Raw genomic sequence first — 16,369 nt, forward strand, 5'->3', positions numbered from 1 at the left:
TTACAGTCCTTCTACAAATATTTCGGTTTTAAAACGCTTTTTCAACATTTTAAGCAGGTTTTGATTTAATAGATCAGTTCTTAGCTTAACTATAACAGAATCAACATTCTCTTTGGAATCATCGAGCAACTTTTGTTCCAAAATATTAAATAAAACTATTTTTTTATTACCTAGAGTAACAAAACCGCGTTTTTTGTTATTCTTAAAAAGCTGATTTAAGAACTCTGTTCCCTCTTGTTCGGTCAGTCCCGGTATTTTACCGCCGTCTTTTACCGTTATAAAATCGGTATTTTTCCCGTTAAATGTAGCTACGGAGTCTTGAGCGAGTTTTTGCAGCTGGCTCTCTTTTCCTTCTGCAAGATAAACTGCCAGAACTTCGGCTTTAGCCGCTTCGAAGCTTTTTGGAGCCGACGGATTTGTTTTGTCAAGTTTGATGATGACATACTTGCCGTTTATAAGTTTTGGTTTCAGGTAAGGTTTTGCATCTGTTAGTTCCGATAGCTCTTTTAAGATATCTGCATTAAAAATATTTTTTGAACTGCTTAAAGATGCATTTTTGATAACGATACTTTTATCAAGTTCCCCTTTTTTGTATGCTACGAACGTTCTGAGTGCTTCTTTTTTTGTTTCTTCTTTGTTGAGCATTGCGGTAATGAGTTCTCTAGCATCGTCGGGGATCTTGATTTTTCCGTCTATACTCGTAAACTGTGATTTATGAGCATTGTAATAATCCGTAAGTTCACCGTCTGTGTACTCTTTGTTCAGAGGCGTTTGCACTATATATGAGACATCATAGCTCGGTTCGCTCATAAAGTCCGATTTTCTTCCCTGCCAAAAAGCTTTCAGTTTCTCGTCGGACGTGTCCACTTTTATCATCGAACGGTCAAGGACTTTATAGTTTATCTTATCTGCTATATCGAGTATTGTATTTATGGACTGTTCTTCAAGTGCGGTGGGCTTTATGCTCAGCATATTCAATGTTTTTTGTATCAAAAGCTGTTTTCTTAACCCTCCTTCGTACTCTTTGGTAGAGAGGTTATTTCTGGAAAGTACGGTCTTGTAGAGGTCTTTGTCAAAAACACCGTTGGTCTGAAAACCTTTTTGAGATTTGATAAGATCGAAAACTTCCTTATCGCTTACTCTCAGATCATAACTGTTCGCGAGATTTAAGATAAGTGCCTGATTGATCAGCTGACTCAGAGCCTGTTTTTGAAGGCCGAAGCTTTTTGCTTGAGCTTCGTCAAACTTTCCTTGAAACATATTGTTAAAGTATGCGTACATACGGCCGTATTCCCGCTGGAGCTCACTGTAACTAATATCGACATCACCGACCTTTGCGGCCGCGCTTGCTTTTTTGCCGTAGTTGTACTGCCCCCAGCCGACAAATCCCGCACCTATAAACGCTATTGTTGAGATCCAAATCGTTATAACTAACCATTTACGGTGTCTTTGCATCCATGAAATCATAAAAAATAAACCTTATTTTGAAAATTTGGTTATTCTATGATATTTCGTATTAAAGCTGTATAAAAAAAGCTACTTTTGGTATGATTTTGCAAAAGGAAGAGAATATGAATAATTTACAACTATCGAATCAGGATCTAGAGCATATTTGGCACCCTTGTACACAGATGAAAGATCATGAGTTTTTACCGATTATCCCTGTAAAAAAGGCTCATGGCGTCTATCTGGAAGATTTTGAAGAAAACAGGTATATCGATGCTGTAAGCAGCTGGTGGGTAAACCTTTTCGGTCATACGAACAAGTATATAAATTCCAAGATAAAAGAGCAGCTTGATTCACTCGAACATGTCATCCTTGCGGGCTTTACCCATGAACCCATTATAAAACTTTCAAAAAGACTCGTAGAGCTGACTCCCGAAGGGCTGAACAAGTGTTTTTATGCAGACAACGGCTCAAGTGCCATCGAAGTTGCTTTGAAGATGAGTTATCATGCACATAAAAACAGCGGAAGAGAGAGGACACTTTTTGTTTCATTGAAAAACAGCTATCACGGAGAAACGATCGGTGCGCTTTCCGTAGGTGACGTCGAGCTTTACAAGGAGACCTACGAACCTCTTTTAATAAGCTCGATTCAGACCGAAGTACCGAAAGATCAAACTAAACAAGCAGCACTTAACGCTGCAAAAAAATTCGAAGAGCTGTGCGAGAGAAGAGCAGGAGAGATATCCGCGTTTATTGTCGAACCTCTTGTGCAGGGTGCAGGCTCTATGCATATGTACCATCCCGATTTTTTACTGCATGTGAGCTTTACCTGCAAGAAGTACGGGATCCATTTTATCGCAGATGAAGTGATGGTCGGTTTCGGTCGTACCGGCACGATGTTTGCGTGCGAACAAGCCGGTATAAATCCCGATTTTATGGTTCTGTCAAAAGGGTTGACAGGAGGGTATCTGCCGCTTTCTGTGGTGTTGACGACCGATGATATCTATAGTCTCTTTTATTGCGATTACAGTGAGTATAAGGCTTTTTTACACTCACACAGTTATACCGGAAACGCTCTTGCATGTGCTGCTGCCAACGCCACTTTGGATATCTTTGAAGAAAACGGTGTTATAGAAAATAACAAGAAAATATCTGCTTACATGTATGAAAAACTGCAAAAATTTCAAGAGTTGGATATCGTAGAAAATATTCGGCAGACAGGGATGATATGCGCATTTGATCTTAAAGGTTTCACACCGCAGCAAAGAATCGGACTGAAGGTGTATCAGTATGGTTTGGATAACGGGGTATTGCTTCGTCCGTTAGGTTCGACTGTTTATTTTATGCCGCCTTACATCATAACACATGAAGAGATAGACAAGATGTTTGAGGTGGCTTTTGAGGCCGTAAAGACGCTTTGACGAGCTAGAATTTAATCGAAAGAGAGAGATTTTTTGTCTCTCTCAAGCATCAAAAGTCTACAGCTTTTTTCCAAGATGGCGAGCTTTTTTGCCATAAGATGAATATCCCTGTTATATGCATAGATACCGTACCCGCGTATGACCATGATATCCGTATCGTTTGTTTTTAGATACTTTGTGATCTCGCTTTGGGCCCTGTCATACCAATCTTCAAACTGCTGAGGGCTGACGATATCCAAACGTCCGATCTCCATATATCCGAAATAATCTTTTGGGATTATGATGTTGTGATCGAGCGAATAAGCCGTCGTAAAAGGGGGCATTGTAAAAGTGACGAACTTGGCATCGCTTATTTGAGCATATATGTTTTTATGGATGTCTGCATCAAGACTCGCCTGTTTCCATCTATAATCTTTTTTGAAGTTAAGTTCTATGAGAGTTCTCTCATTAAGTGAATCGAAGATCGCATCGTCCGTATTTATGATGAACTGATTCGAGTCTGTCTTGGCCGATATGGAACCGTGATAGATCCCAAAGAAATCCTTCCTGAACATGGAGAGGGAAAATGTTTTGATCTGAGATTGTACGAGTTGTTTATTCATAAGATAATTGTATCCAAAAACCGCTCTTTTGGATACTTGGATGAGAGGGATATGAAAGAGCGGCGCATATATGCAAAGAAGATCCGCATACAGCCGCTCTTATAATGGCTTATTTGCCGTTTCCGTAGTGTTTGCTCAGGTAGTTTACGATGATTTTTGCATCCGATTTGGCGATAGGTGCTTTAAAGTGTGTTATCATCTTGTCTACTTTTGCCTTCCAAAACGCACGAGACTGCGGGCCCTGATTCGTGATATATCCAAAAGAGTGGCACATCAGACAGTTTGCGTTTACTTCGTCAAACCCTTTACCCATCTTGATCTCATAAGAGATGTAGGGAACTTCGACGGCTTTACTGACCTGTGCGAACATCGCCGTACTAAATGCCAGTAGTAATAATAGTTTTTTCATCAGTTCTCCCTTTATGCGATTTTGATCGTTACTACGTCGATACCGTTGAATTTGTATCCGCCGTGGTTCCATTTGACGTCTTTTGTAAGAGGCTGTTCATTACCGAGTTTATCCACCGCTTTAGCCATGATTCTTACTTCGCCGTAGGTTTCGGGTTTAAAACTGTATCTAAATCCTCTGTACGCATAGCGTCCGGCTTTGCCGTCATCGAGTATGGCTGCTTCCCATGTTTTGCCGTCGTCTAAAGATATAAATACGTCTTTGATACCGATACCGCTGTCAAATGCAACACCGCGTACAACCAGCTGCGAGCCGTATGCGACGGTCTCTCCGTTTGCAGGAAAACCTATGACGGATTTTACGTTCATAGTGGTAATCGGTTTGGTCGTTTTATATTTGTGCTCGGGAGTTTCGGACTCGGTTTCGTTATCCGGAACGCGGTAAGCGACATCCATAAAGAAAAGATTTTTGTATTTGTCAGTTACGGTGATATTGCTTAACATCTTGACCCAGCTGTCGGAGTAGTATCCGGGAAGAACCAGACGTACCGGATATCCGTTTAAGTACGGCAGGTCTTCGCCGTTCATCTCATATGCAACGATGACGTGGTCATCCAGCTCGCTTAGATGAAGTTCGCGTACGAAGTTCGGGGTTTTGTAGTATGCTGCATTATCCAGACCGTTAAAACCAATCCATTCGGATTCTTTTTGAAGTCCTGCGCGGTGAAGCAGATCGCTGAGTCTTACACCTTTCCATTTAGCACAGCCCATAGCACCGCTGCCCCATTGGATACCGCCTGTTATCGGCTGAAATGCCGAACGACTGTTTCCGCCGCACTGCATTACAGCAGTGACTTCGACCTGTTCAAAATCTTCTTTTAGCTGTTTGAGGGTTATCTGATAAGGAGTCTTTACCAAACCGTTTATGGAAATAGTGAACTTGTCTGTATCGTTATATGTCGGAATCTCAGGAAGATGCCATCTGACAAAGAACTGATCGTTTGGAGTAATGGTTTGCGTAAAAGTTTCACGCGGTGCTTCCAGAAGCGGAGGACGGTCGGAATAGGTGATCATCGGCCGTTTTTCCGGAAAATTGATTTTAGATATCGGTCTATTGTCTATAGGCTGTCTTGTGGTAGTTTCACTACCAAAAGCGCTGCTACCGACTGTAGCGGCTCCCATAACGGCAGCCGTTTTAAAGAAATCTCTTCTTTTCATATATTGCGTGTTCCTTTTTTTTTACGAATTTTATCATAAAAATTTGATAAAACATAAATAGATTTATTAATCTTTTTATTCAATTTTTTTGTATATAATTATAGGACTTATAAAGGAAAAAACAATGTTTACATTAAAACAGCTTGAAGTTTTCATATCTCTGGCACATAAGCAAAAGGTTATCGACGTCGCTGCGGAGTTCAATATGAGCCAGTCCGCCATCTCTATGTCGGTAAAAGAGCTGGAAAAGATAGTAGGTGAAAATCTTTTTGAAAGAATAGGCAAAAAATTGACATTGAATGAAAGAGGAGTGCTTTTTTTAGAACAGATATTTCCGCATGTCGATTCTCTTCAGAAAATCTTTACGAACTTCTCTTCTCAAAAGATAGAGGGAAATCTGCGTATCTGCGCAAGTGTTACGATAACCAATTATCTTTTGCCAAAATATATAGACGAATACAGCCGTATACGCAAGAATGTAAAATTTTCTTTGAAATCGGCAAACACGAACGACGTAATACATATGATAAAAGAGGGCGTATACGATATCGGATTCATAGAAGACAAGTGCAATGACGAGGCACTTGTCTGTAAAAAGATAATTACGGATGAGCTGGTAGTTGTTACGTCTAACAAAGAACTGGCGGCAAAAAAAGGCCACTACATAGACAATTTGTCAAATATGCAGTGGATAATGAGAGAGGTAGGTTCAGGAACGAGAGCTGTATTTTTGGATGCTATCGCTCCCGAGCCCGTAAATATCTATATGGAGTTCGATCATACAGAGACGATAAAAAAATTCTTGAAACTGAGTCCCAACTACATCAGTTGTCTTCCTAAGATATCCGTAGAAAAAGAGCTGCGCGAAGGCTTGCTTTTCGAGCTTGATATTCACGGTTACAGTTTTGAAAGGGATTTTATCCTCATCATGAGAAAAGACAAAAAAGTCAGCATGCTGGTGGATGATTTTACCGAGTTTATTAAGCTATAATTACATTAAAAGTTAAAAAAGGCCTGTTTGTCATGAAAGATATCCCGCACATCCCCGTTTTGTACAGAGAAGTCTTAGAGGCTTTTGACGACGTGGACGAAGGGATCATAATAGACTGTACCATGGGATACGGCGGGCACTCTTCACTGCTGTTAGAGAACAAGCCCGGTATCAAGCTTATCGGTATAGATCAAGATCAGACGGCCATCGACTTTTCGACCGAGCGATTAGGGCCGTTTAAAGAGAGAGTAGAGATCAAAAAAGGTCGTTTTTCCAAAGTGATTAAAGAGATACTGAAAAACAACGATGTTACTGAAATAAAAGGGATTCTGGCGGACATCGGAGTGTCTTCTTTGCAGCTGGATCAAAAAGAGAGAGGGTTCTCCTACGAAAGTGATACTCTTGATATGAGAATGGATAAAGATGCTCTCTTGAGTGCATCGGATGTCGTAAACGGTTATTCTGTCATCGAACTTGAAAAAATACTCAGAGATTACGGCGAGATGAGAAACTATAAACAGGTGGCGTCATACATCGTAAATAACCGTCCTTTTCATTCTGCAAAAGAGCTGAGCGAAAAGCTCAGGCATCTTCTTCCTCGCGGCAAGAAGATCCATCCCGCCACTCTTTTGATGCAGGCGATCCGAATCGAGGTAAACGATGAACTAGGCGAGTTAAACACGCTTTTAGACGAGATACAAAATATAGGACTTGTCGATACAGACGTTGCAATCATCTCGTTTCATTCGCTTGAAGACAGGATTGTAAAGCAGAGATTTAACGAGTGGAGTAAAGAGTGTATATGTCCGCCTGAAGCATTCAGGTGTACTTGTACAAGAGATCACGCTATCGGCAGGGTAAAGTCGAAAAAGCCGATCACTGCAAAAGAGGACGAACTTAAAAAAAATCCAAGAAGCAGAAGTGCGAAATTAAGAGTATTTAAGATAAAAAGATGAATGACAAACATGAGATTTTAGATGAGGTTTCCTCTGTTATAAAACCGAAAAAAGCATTGGATTTAAAGTATCTGCTGCAGCTGCTGCTCATAATCTCTTTGGTCTTTATAACGGTTTTTCCAAAGATGTATCTGCAGCATGAGATATACTATAAAAGCAGGGAAATCGCCAAACTGCAAAGGGAATACGATTCGCTGAAAGAGGAACATGAGATAATCAACGCCAAAGTAGAGGCGATAAAGTTTAAAAACCAGATACTCGACACTATATTTTAGGAACTGTTTTGATCAGAAGATTCGTCGAATTTGCCATAGACAAACCGATCTTAAACCATATATTTCTGCTGTTTATATTGGTGATGTCTGCATTTGCCTATCTCAACGTTCCAAAAGAGATATTCCCTCCGATCGACACGGACCAGATCATCATCAGCGGCGGTTATGCAGGTACGAGTCCGGACGTACTTGATAAGATGGCCGCCAAGAACATAGAAGACGAACTCAAAAATATTGAATCACTCGATACTATCAAGACGGTCATAAAAAACGGTGCTTTTACTATAACCGTGGATATCAAACGCGGTTCGAACAATATTTCCGTACTCAACGACGTAAAAGACGCGATAGACAAGATAAAGCACGATCTTCCTTCAGATATGAACGATCCTATAGCCAAGATACAGGAAAAATCTTTTCCTCTTGTTCTGATAGCGCTTGCGGGGAAGGTAAGTACAAAAGAGCTGATACAGCGTGCGGACGAGCTGAAAAGCGAACTTTCAAAGCTCAAAGACCTAAGTGAGATAACTATCAGAGGAGACGCCGATGACGAACTCGTCTTTCGCATAAACGAAGAGCGCATCAAAGCATACGGGCTTGATCAGCCATCGGTCGTAGCTGCGCTTTCAAATATCAGTTCCATCTTTCCTGTAGGGACCATAAAACAAAGAGGGTCGCATCTGTTCATATCGACGTATAACGGCGAAAAAAATAAAAAAAGCGTGGAGGACACACTCATAAGCGTCTTGGGCAAAAGGGTAAGGATAGGCGATATAGCAGCCGTATCCTTTGAACTCAGCGACGAGAGCGAGATATCTCATTATAACGGCGTGAGAAATATTTCCGTCAATATCACAAAATCGAAATCCGGAAACGCGATAGCTCTTTCAAGACAGATAAAACAGATACTCAAAGAAAAGGAGAAGCAATATCCAAACTTGCAGTACAGAGTTTATACGGATACTTCCATCTGGATAAAAAACCGTCTTAATACGGTTGTTTCAAACATACTTTTCGGACTTATTCTGGTATTTGCATCACTGCTCATTTTTGTCAACCGCGGTATCGCTTTTGTCGTGGCTATAGGGATTCCCGTCAGTTTTATGATAGGTCTCATTGCGACGCAGCTTTTGGGTGACAGTATCAATATGCTCTCTCTTTTGGGTGCGCTTATCGCTCTTGGGATGCTGGTGGACGAGGCTATCGTCGTGGCGGAAAATATCTATAGACATCTGGAAGAGGGAAAAAGCAGGCGCGAGGCTGCGGTGATCGGTGCTGTTGAGATGTTTCCCGCAGTACTTACCGCAACGCTTACAACCATTTTCGCATTTTTGCCGATGCTTTTGCTGACGGGAGACATGGGAGCGTTCATAAAGATCATTCCCGTCATGATATCCGTACTCCTTCTCAGCTCTCTTTTTGAAGCGTTCTACTTTCTTCCTCTGCATGCTTATGATTTTTTAAGGCTGCAAAAAGAGAGTTTTGCCACTCATTCCATCTGGGCGCATCTTTACAGATGGTATGACGTGCTGCTTCATTTTTTATTTAGAAAAAAGCTTTTGTCGCTGATAATGATAGTTGTGAGCATTCTGCTTGGAACGTTCGTGATGGTCAAACAAAGCAAGTTTCAGCTTTTTCCGGAGTTCGACGTTACGCAGATATACGTAAGCGGTAAAGTAGATGTGAACTCCGAACTTCAAGACACCGAAAAACAGGTTACACGCATAGAGAAGATGCTGTTGAAAAAACTCAATAAAAAAGAGTTCTCAAGCGTTACGAGTGTTATCGGGATCAAAATAGATGCCAAAAACGAAGCAGAACTCGGCGACAATCTGTTTCAGATATTTATAGATCTCAAAGAGCGCGCTCCGGATAATTTTTACAACAGATATATAAATCCTTTTCTCAGCATCGATTATGATAAAAAGCTATTGGTACGCGAGCGCGATGCAAAAGATATGGCCGAGGAGATAAAAGAGTGGATCAAAAATTTCAAGAACGAAAAAGACGAGAACAAAAATCCGGTCTTTGACGAACTCAGCGTAACCGTTCCGGGAGCCGGCGTAGTGGCGAACGATATAGAGATCAGTCTCAGCGGAAAAAGTGAAGATGAGATAATCAAAGGAGTGAAAAAACTGCAGTCGGCTCTTTTTAAAGTAAACGGCGTTTATAACATAGCAGACGATGCGGCTATCGGCGCAAAAGAGCTGAAGCTCCGCGTGAACAGATACGGTCAATCGCTGGGCTTTAACGAGCAGACGGTCTCAAACCAGCTTCGGTCATTTTATTTAAAGGGTGAATATGCAAAGATGTTCAATGAAGACGGACTTATCCGTATAAGGGTAGAAGGGGATGTAAAAGACAGACTTTCCTCTTTAAACGATATAGAGTTGAGCATTCCGGGATCGGATCGTTTCGTTTCATTGAAAGATATCTGTGATTTTATCGTAGTACAGGGGTTTGTCACGATAAACAAAGAGGACGGAAAAAGGATACGTACCGTTTTTGCATCTCTTGATAAGAGAAAAATAACCTCTTCAGAAGTGATGCAAAAAATAACACCCGTGATCAAAGAACTGCAAAAGGAAGGGTATACGCTTGATATAAAAGGGGAGGAAAAAGAGAACAACAAAAATAAAAAAGAGATAGGCGAATCGGCTATTATCGCAATATTTTTGATCTTTATCACTCTGATCTGGCTGTTCAACTCCTTTAGAAAATCACTGATCGTGTTAAGTACCATACCTTTGTCGCTGCTGGGAGTTCTGGCAGGGCACCTTATTATGGGCATAAACATCACGATGCCGGGACTAATAGGCATCGTCGGACTTGCCGGAGTCGTGGTCAACGACGGGCTGATCATGGTCAGTTTTATTAAAGAAGCAAAAAACAGCGAAGAGCTTATGAAGATGGCAAGGACAAGGCTGCGGCCTATTCTTTTAACGTCGATAACGACCGTTTTGGGGCTTTCTACCCTTATCTTTTTTGCTTCTGGCCAAGCTTTGATCCTTCAACCCATGGCCGTTTCTTTAGGATTCGGTGTAACCTGGGCAACTGTGCTGAATCTAATCTATGTTCCGCTACTCTACGCTGTCGTGTACAGAATAAGACCTCCTGTGCAGATAGCATGAGAGAGTTTTTCTTGATCATGCGTAAGCGTTTATATAGAGTCGATGTGATATAATCGCAAAAATAATATTTAATGGATACCGATATGTACAATATTTTTGAAGATGAAGATGATATCTTCATGGGCTCGCCTAAGAGCAAATTTATGGATATCATCTTCAATGCAAACCGTGGTTTAGTCGATGCTGAATTGGAGCGCATCATAGAGCGTATGGCTGTTTTAGAACTTATGCTAAACGCAGACGATGCAGAAGCATTGGAAAGAGATATTGCACAATTTGCTTTTGAAAATCTTGACGATGTTCAGACAAAAGTAAAAAGTCTTTATATCGAAAGTATGGGGAATGTTCTGACTCAGAACGAGTAAGAATTTTAATGATCAGATTTTTACAGGTAATTTTACTCTTATCCTTTTTTAGTGTTTCGATTAATGCACAACTTTATAAAACGAAGTACAATATAAAACTAAAAAAGGATAAAACAGAGAAAATTCTTGTAAAATATGAGGGTATTGAAAAATTATTTAAATTTAGATGGACTCTGTATCATAATGACGGACTGGTTGTCCTGAGGTCTTATGATGAGGCAGTAGCACAAAATATACTTTATTTAAATCATGTGAACCAATCGGTTAGAGTGGAGTTAAAAACGCGTGCAGGCGGATTTTACTCGTTGCCGTATATTATTTTAAAATTTGTAAAATTTGATTATCAGACACAAGAAGCTGTTTTCGAGCTTTTTCTTTTTGATAAAAAAGAGCAGATAGATTTGAAGTTTTTGACCAAGGAAGCATTGCAGGGATGATTGAGAGAGTAGAACAAGAGATAGACAGACTGATAAAAGAGATAGATTATGATGACGTCACTCATCTGTTCTCGACTCTTGCAGGCGGAAAACGCTTGCGCGCCAAACTCGTGTTGAAAATCGCATCCGTGAACGACGAATCGGTATTGCTGGCCGCCATTATCGAGCTCATACATGCTGCCAGCCTGTTACATGACGATGTGATAGACGATGCCTCGCTAAGACGCGGAAACGCTTCTGTGAATGCTACTGAAGGAAGCAAGATCGCCATAATGCTGGGAGATATACTCTATTCAAAAGCCTTCACCTCCCTTGTTTCGTTCGATAAACAGATCGCATCCGTCGTTTCTTCTGCGGTCACTTCGCTCTCCGTGGGAGAGATGCAAGACGTCAACCTTGCAAAAAACTTCAACGATGATGAAAAGACATATCTGGACATGCTTTATCTCAAAACAGCTTCGCTCATAGAGGCGAGTGCGACGGCAGCCGCTGTTTTGGCAGGTAAAGATATGGCGTCGTATGCCCTTTACGGTAAGAATCTCGGTCTTTCGTTTCAAATCATAGATGATATCTTGGATATCGTCTCAGACGAAAAAACACTCGGAAAACCCGCTATGAACGATTTTGTGGAGGGAAAATGTACTTTGCCTTACATCTATCTTTATCACTCTTTGGATGATGAAAACAAAAAAAGACTGGTCTCTTTACATGGCAAGAAAATATCTTCGCAAGACAGTATCTGGATAAAAACAAAAATGGATGAACACAAATCCATCGAAAAATCGTTTGCACTGGCTGTAAAACTTTCAAACGAAGCAAAGCAAGCGGTTCTAAAGGATGTGGAATTGACAGAAATTTTAGACACAATGATAAAAAGAAGTTACTAATGCACTACTTAACGATAAGCTTTACGCATAAAAATTCAACCATAGAGATTCGTGAGAAACTCTCTTTCTCAAACGATGAACAGTTAAAAGACTGTCTGGCAAAGCTAAACTCTTCAGAAGCCATTCATGAAAGTATTCTTATCTCGACATGCAACAGAATGGAAGTACTGGTAAGCTGCTCTAGCGTCATGACGGCAACAAAACATATCTTTAAGCTTTTAAACGAACGTTCGGGCATAAGCGAAGAAGAGCTTGAAGGCCGTGCGGATATCTTTGACGATCAAGGGGCGATTCACCACCTCTTTAGCGTCGCGTCCTCACTGGATTCTTTGGTCATAGGCGAGACGCAGATCGCAGGACAGCTTAAAGACGCGTTTAGATTCTCTTACGATAACAACTTCTGCGGACAAAAACTTTCGCGTGCTATGCATTACGCGTTTAAATGCGCCGCAGCGGTGAGAAACGTTACGAATATCTCTTCAAAACCGGTTTCCATAGCAAGTGTCGCGGTAACGAAGCTTCGTGACGTCTTAAAAGATATAGAGGGGAAAAAAGCCCTGGTCATCGGTGTAGGCGAGATGTCCGAGATCACGGCCAAGCACCTGGCTTCTAACGGAGTAGAGGTCTATATAGTGAACAGAACAAGAGAAAGTGCAGAAGATCTCGCGGTCGAATGCGGTGCGAAGGTCAAAGATTTTTCCGAACTCTCCGATCTCGTCAATCAATTCGAGATCCTCTTTACGGCGACATCTTCTAAAGAACCTATAATCACGGATGCGATCATAAAGAACTGTGATTTTGAGCGTTTTTGGTTTGACATGGCGCTGCCGCGCGATATAAGCTTTTCTCACGGCGAGAACATAAATCTGTTTGTGATAGACGATCTTAAATCGATCGTCAACGAAAATATGACTATCAGAGAGGATGAAGCAAAACGTTCCTATGCGATCATAGGACGTCAAACTATGCAGTTTTACGAATGGCTTAGAAGTTTATCGGTAGAGCCTATCATCAAAGAGATATACAATCATGCTCATAAAGCCGCGCAGGAAGAGACCAACCGTGTCATATCAAACGGGTATATCCCTAAAGAGTATGAAAAAGAGATACTGAAAATGAATGAACAGGTATTGAAAAGATTTTTGCATGATATCACGCATAAGATACGTCAAGTGTCCGGCGAGGCCAATGCAGATACGATGATAGAATCGATAAAGTTTTTATTGAGAAATGAAAAATCTTCACTATTAGACAAATATAAATGCGAATACACTATTAAAGGCTGATAAAGTAGATGAGATTGTCAAACTTATATGTTCCAACAACGAAAGAAGCGCCTTCGGATGCAACACTTCCAAGCCATATTTTTCTTTCACGAGCGGGATTTATCTCACAGGTAGCAAGCGGATTGTATAACTTTTTGCCTCTTGGAAAAAGAGTCTTGAAAAAGATAGAGAATATCATAAACGAAGAGATGCAGGACATAGGAGCGCAGGAGGTCGAACTCAGCTTCGTAACACCTGCAGAACTTTGGCAGGAGAGCGGACGCATCGAGAAGTTCGGAAAAGAACTTTTAAGATTTAAAGATAGAAAAGACAATCTTTTCGTCCTTGGACCTACACATGAAGAGATGATGGTTAACCTTGTCCGCAACAAGGTCACAAGCTATAAACAGCTTCCTCTTCACCTATATCAGATAAAGACAAAGTTCCGTGATGAAGCGCGTCCGAGATTCGGGCTTATGAGAGGCCGTGAGTTTCTGATGAAAGACGGATACAGTTTTCACGCTACCCTAGAGGATCTCGACCGCGAGTTCAATGCGGTCGAAGAAGCATATAAGAAAGTCCTCACTCGTTTAGGTTTGAACTTTAGAATAGTCGAAGCCGACAGCGGGGCGATCGGCGGAACAGGGTCAAAAGAGCTGATGGTGCTTGCCGAGAGCGGCGAAGATACCATAGCGGTCTGTGACAAATGCGAATACGGCGCAAATATCGAAGCGGCAAAACGTGCGAAGCGTAAGAATATCCCAGAAGCTCCCGAAGCACAGTTCAACAAGTTTTTGACGCCTGATGTAAAAAGCATAGAGGAACTCGCTGAGTTTTTTAAAGTCGATCCTTACTATACCGTAAAAGCCGTAGCAAAAAGATTGGTCTTTGAAGACAGAAGCGAGATTGCGCTCTTCTTCCTCCGCGGCTGCGATACGCTCCAAGAGAAAAAAGCACAAAGCAGTACGGGTGCCATCGATGTAGTCGATGTGGATGAAAGCGAGCTTGCAGAGATCGGTCTTGTAGCAGGTTTTATGGGACCTCTTGACCAGGTAAAAGTCAATTGCGTTATAGACGAAGATCTTTATGAAGCAAAAAATATGATATGCGGTGCAAACGAGAAAGATTACCATTTCATAGGCGTTGACATGTCGGTGCTAAACGAAGCATATTTTGCCGATATCGTGGAAGTAAAAGAGGGAGACGGCTGTCCGTACTGTGACGGAACGCTTTCATATACCAAAGGGATAGAAGTCGGACATATCTTTAAGCTCGGTACTACCTATTCAAAGGTTTTAAAAGCCGAGTTTCTCAATGAAAAAGGACAGGCTGAACCGTTTATTATGGGAACTTACGGCATGGGTGTCAGCCGTCTTGTAGCGGCAATCATAGAGCAGCATCATGATGAAAACGGCTGTAAATGGACCAAGCAGAGCGCTCCGTACATGGTAAACGTGATGATCTCAAACATCAAGGACGAAGAGCAGACGGCTCTTGGCGAAAGACTTTACGCCGAGCTCAAAGCAAAAGGCGTAGAGACCGTACTTGATGACAGAAAAGAGCGTTTTGGATTTAAGATGAAAGATGCCGAACTGGTAGGGTATCCCTATACGATTATAATCGGAAAAGAGCTTGCCAACGGGATGGTGCAGATATTTGACAGAGCTGCGTACACGAAAGAGGATGTCAAAGCCGATGATATCTTACATGTTATTTTAGGACGCCTGTAGATGATTTATTTCGTCGTATACCTTTTTTTAGAGGTCCTTATATCTGTAAATATCTCTTCTCAAATAGGCGGTTTGGCTACTTTTTTCGAGATTATATTTACAGCTTTTTTGGGTATAGCAATCCTCATAAATTTTCGTACGACGTTTTTGCAGAATCTTAGCGCGGTCTCTTTTAACTGCATTGATCTGGAGGAGTTTCAAAAACTGAATCTCTTTACGGTGTTTGGTGCCATTTTACTTATTTTGCCGGGATTTTTAACGGATATCATAGGGATAGCTTTACAATTTTCCGTTTTCACATCGATGATCATTAATTATTATAATGTAAAATCCGGGAAATGCAATATTAAAACTGATACAACAAGAAAGGATGAAGATGTTATCGATGTCGAAGTTATTAATGACACTATTTCTGACAAGTAGTCTGCTTTCGGTTTCCGTTTTTGCACAGGCAAAAGATTATTCGAAAGAGGTCGTAAAGTTTTTAAAAGACAGTATCGTAAAGAATCCAAATATCATTTCGCTTGATGTAAAGGTCGTAGATAAAAAAGATCTGCAAAGACCCGAAGGATGGCAGGCCTATATTGTCTCTTTTTCGGGAAAAGCAAAGATAGGCAAAGATGAGAAAAAAATATCGCAAAGCTCGATCTACTTTGTAAAAGACGGCTTTATAGCTACTGAACTGATAGATCTTAAAACGGGGATCAAGTTAAACGACACGGTAAGTCCTAAGTTTAAAGAGGAGTTCTATAGCAGGTCGAATCTGCTTTATGGCGATGAGAACGCAGCGCATAAAATCGCACTTTTTTCGGATCCTTTGTGCCCGTTTTGCAGAAGTTTCGTGCCGGGCGCGCTCGCATATATGAAAAAATATCCGCAGGATTTTGCGGTCTATTACTACCACTATCCGCTCGAAGGACTGCATCCTGCATCTCCTACGGTGTGCAGAGCAGCGATATATCTAGAACTGCAGGGTAAAAAAGACTCTCTCCTTAAGATGTATGATCTTAAGATCAATGCCAGAGAGACGAACGAACAAAAGATACTCGATGTCATAAACGATGCGCTCGATACGAAGATAACGCGCAAGGATATTCATTCGATCATGGTCGAAAACGCGTTTAATTCCGATCAGAAGATCGCAAACGCACTATTGGTAAACGGAACGCCTACCGTCTATTTTGACGGGCAAAAAGATCCGACGAAAAATAAATACAAAAGCGTAAAGGTACATTAA

At 41.2% G+C, this 16,369-nt stretch carries 16 protein-coding genes; 12 read left to right on the forward strand and 4 right to left on the reverse strand.

All coding sequences use genetic code 11. The annotated features are described in order from the left end of the window. Nucleotides 1-1,467, reverse strand: a complete 1,467-nt coding sequence (locus WCY03_RS04675) for a SurA N-terminal domain-containing protein (protein WP_345993836.1) — start codon at nucleotides 1,465-1,467, stop codon at nucleotides 1-3. A 104-nt stretch (nucleotides 1,468-1,571) separates the two neighbouring features. Between WCY03_RS04675 and WCY03_RS04680 the strand changes: the two genes are divergently transcribed. Continuing rightward, nucleotides 1,572-2,867 (forward strand): adenosylmethionine--8-amino-7-oxononanoate transaminase, encoded by a 1,296-nt coding sequence (locus WCY03_RS04680; protein ID WP_345993837.1) that lies wholly within the window; start codon nucleotides 1,572-1,574, stop codon nucleotides 2,865-2,867. Nucleotides 2,868-2,878: 11 nt separating this feature from the next. Here WCY03_RS04680 and WCY03_RS04685 read toward each other — a convergent pair whose 3' ends face one another. The 3 genes from WCY03_RS04685 to WCY03_RS04695 form a co-directional block, all read right to left on the reverse strand. Beyond that, nucleotides 2,879-3,469: a class II aldolase and adducin N-terminal domain-containing protein gene (locus WCY03_RS04685; protein ID WP_345993838.1), complete on the reverse strand. Its 591-nt coding sequence runs from the start codon at nucleotides 3,467-3,469 to the stop codon at nucleotides 2,879-2,881. Nucleotides 3,470-3,578: 109 nt separating this feature from the next. Beyond that, nucleotides 3,579-3,878, reverse strand: a complete 300-nt coding sequence (locus WCY03_RS04690) for a sulfite:cytochrome C oxidoreductase subunit B (RefSeq protein WP_345993839.1) — start codon at nucleotides 3,876-3,878, stop codon at nucleotides 3,579-3,581. An 11-nt stretch (nucleotides 3,879-3,889) separates the two neighbouring features. Beyond that, a complete protein-coding gene (locus WCY03_RS04695; RefSeq protein WP_345993840.1) occupies nucleotides 3,890-5,095 on the reverse strand; it encodes a molybdopterin-dependent oxidoreductase in 1,206 nt (401 codons plus the stop codon). A gap of 124 nt (nucleotides 5,096-5,219) precedes the next feature. On the opposite strand from WCY03_RS04695, the gene WCY03_RS04700 reads away from it, so the two are divergent. From WCY03_RS04700 to WCY03_RS04750, 11 genes are all read left to right on the forward strand, one after another. After that, complete coding sequence (locus WCY03_RS04700) at nucleotides 5,220-6,086, forward strand: LysR family transcriptional regulator (RefSeq protein WP_345993841.1); 867 nt, start codon at nucleotides 5,220-5,222, stop codon at nucleotides 6,084-6,086. Between the two features lie 32 nt (nucleotides 6,087-6,118). Next, nucleotides 6,119-7,042, forward strand: coding sequence for a 16S rRNA (cytosine(1402)-N(4))-methyltransferase RsmH (gene rsmH / locus WCY03_RS04705; protein ID WP_345993842.1), 924 nt, complete (start codon nucleotides 6,119-6,121; stop codon nucleotides 7,040-7,042). After that, nucleotides 7,039-7,317, forward strand: coding sequence for a hypothetical protein (locus WCY03_RS04710; RefSeq protein ID WP_345993843.1), 279 nt, complete (start codon nucleotides 7,039-7,041; stop codon nucleotides 7,315-7,317). The genes rsmH and WCY03_RS04710 overlap by 4 nt, the downstream gene beginning before the upstream one ends. An 8-nt stretch (nucleotides 7,318-7,325) precedes the next feature. Next, entirely contained in the window at nucleotides 7,326-10,448 is a 3,123-nt protein-coding gene (locus WCY03_RS04715) for an efflux RND transporter permease subunit (RefSeq protein WP_345993844.1), read from the forward strand. A gap of 83 nt (nucleotides 10,449-10,531) precedes the next feature. Beyond that, on the forward strand, nucleotides 10,532-10,813 hold the full coding sequence (locus tag WCY03_RS04720) for a DUF2018 family protein (RefSeq protein WP_345993845.1): 282 nt from the start codon (nucleotides 10,532-10,534) through the stop codon (nucleotides 10,811-10,813). 8 nt (nucleotides 10,814-10,821) lie between these two features. Then, nucleotides 10,822-11,250 carry a hypothetical protein gene (locus tag WCY03_RS04725; RefSeq protein WP_345993846.1) on the forward strand — a complete coding sequence of 143 codons (429 nt, stop codon included), beginning with the start codon at nucleotides 10,822-10,824 and terminating at the stop codon, nucleotides 11,248-11,250. Then, nucleotides 11,250-12,137 (forward strand): polyprenyl synthetase family protein, encoded by an 888-nt coding sequence (locus WCY03_RS04730; protein WP_345994063.1) that lies wholly within the window; start codon nucleotides 11,250-11,252, stop codon nucleotides 12,135-12,137. The genes WCY03_RS04725 and WCY03_RS04730 overlap by 1 nt, the downstream gene beginning before the upstream one ends. Continuing rightward, nucleotides 12,137-13,423: a glutamyl-tRNA reductase gene (gene hemA, locus WCY03_RS04735; protein ID WP_345993847.1), complete on the forward strand. Its 1,287-nt coding sequence runs from the start codon at nucleotides 12,137-12,139 to the stop codon at nucleotides 13,421-13,423. Before WCY03_RS04730 ends, hemA begins: the two co-directional genes overlap by 1 nt. Before the next feature lie 8 nt (nucleotides 13,424-13,431). Next, entirely contained in the window at nucleotides 13,432-15,132 is a 1,701-nt protein-coding gene (locus WCY03_RS04740) for a proline--tRNA ligase (RefSeq protein ID WP_345993848.1), read from the forward strand. Further along, nucleotides 15,133-15,555, forward strand: coding sequence for an FxsA family protein (locus WCY03_RS04745; RefSeq protein ID WP_345993849.1), 423 nt, complete (start codon nucleotides 15,133-15,135; stop codon nucleotides 15,553-15,555). Further along, nucleotides 15,518-16,369 (forward strand): thioredoxin domain-containing protein, encoded by an 852-nt coding sequence (locus WCY03_RS04750; protein WP_345993850.1) that lies wholly within the window; start codon nucleotides 15,518-15,520, stop codon nucleotides 16,367-16,369. Before WCY03_RS04745 ends, WCY03_RS04750 begins: the two co-directional genes overlap by 38 nt.

Origin of the sequence: Sulfurimonas sp. HSL-1716 (genome assembly GCF_039645975.1) — a bacterium.
Taxonomy (GTDB): Bacteria; Campylobacterota; Campylobacteria; order Campylobacterales; family Sulfurimonadaceae; genus Hydrocurvibacter; species Hydrocurvibacter sulfurireducens.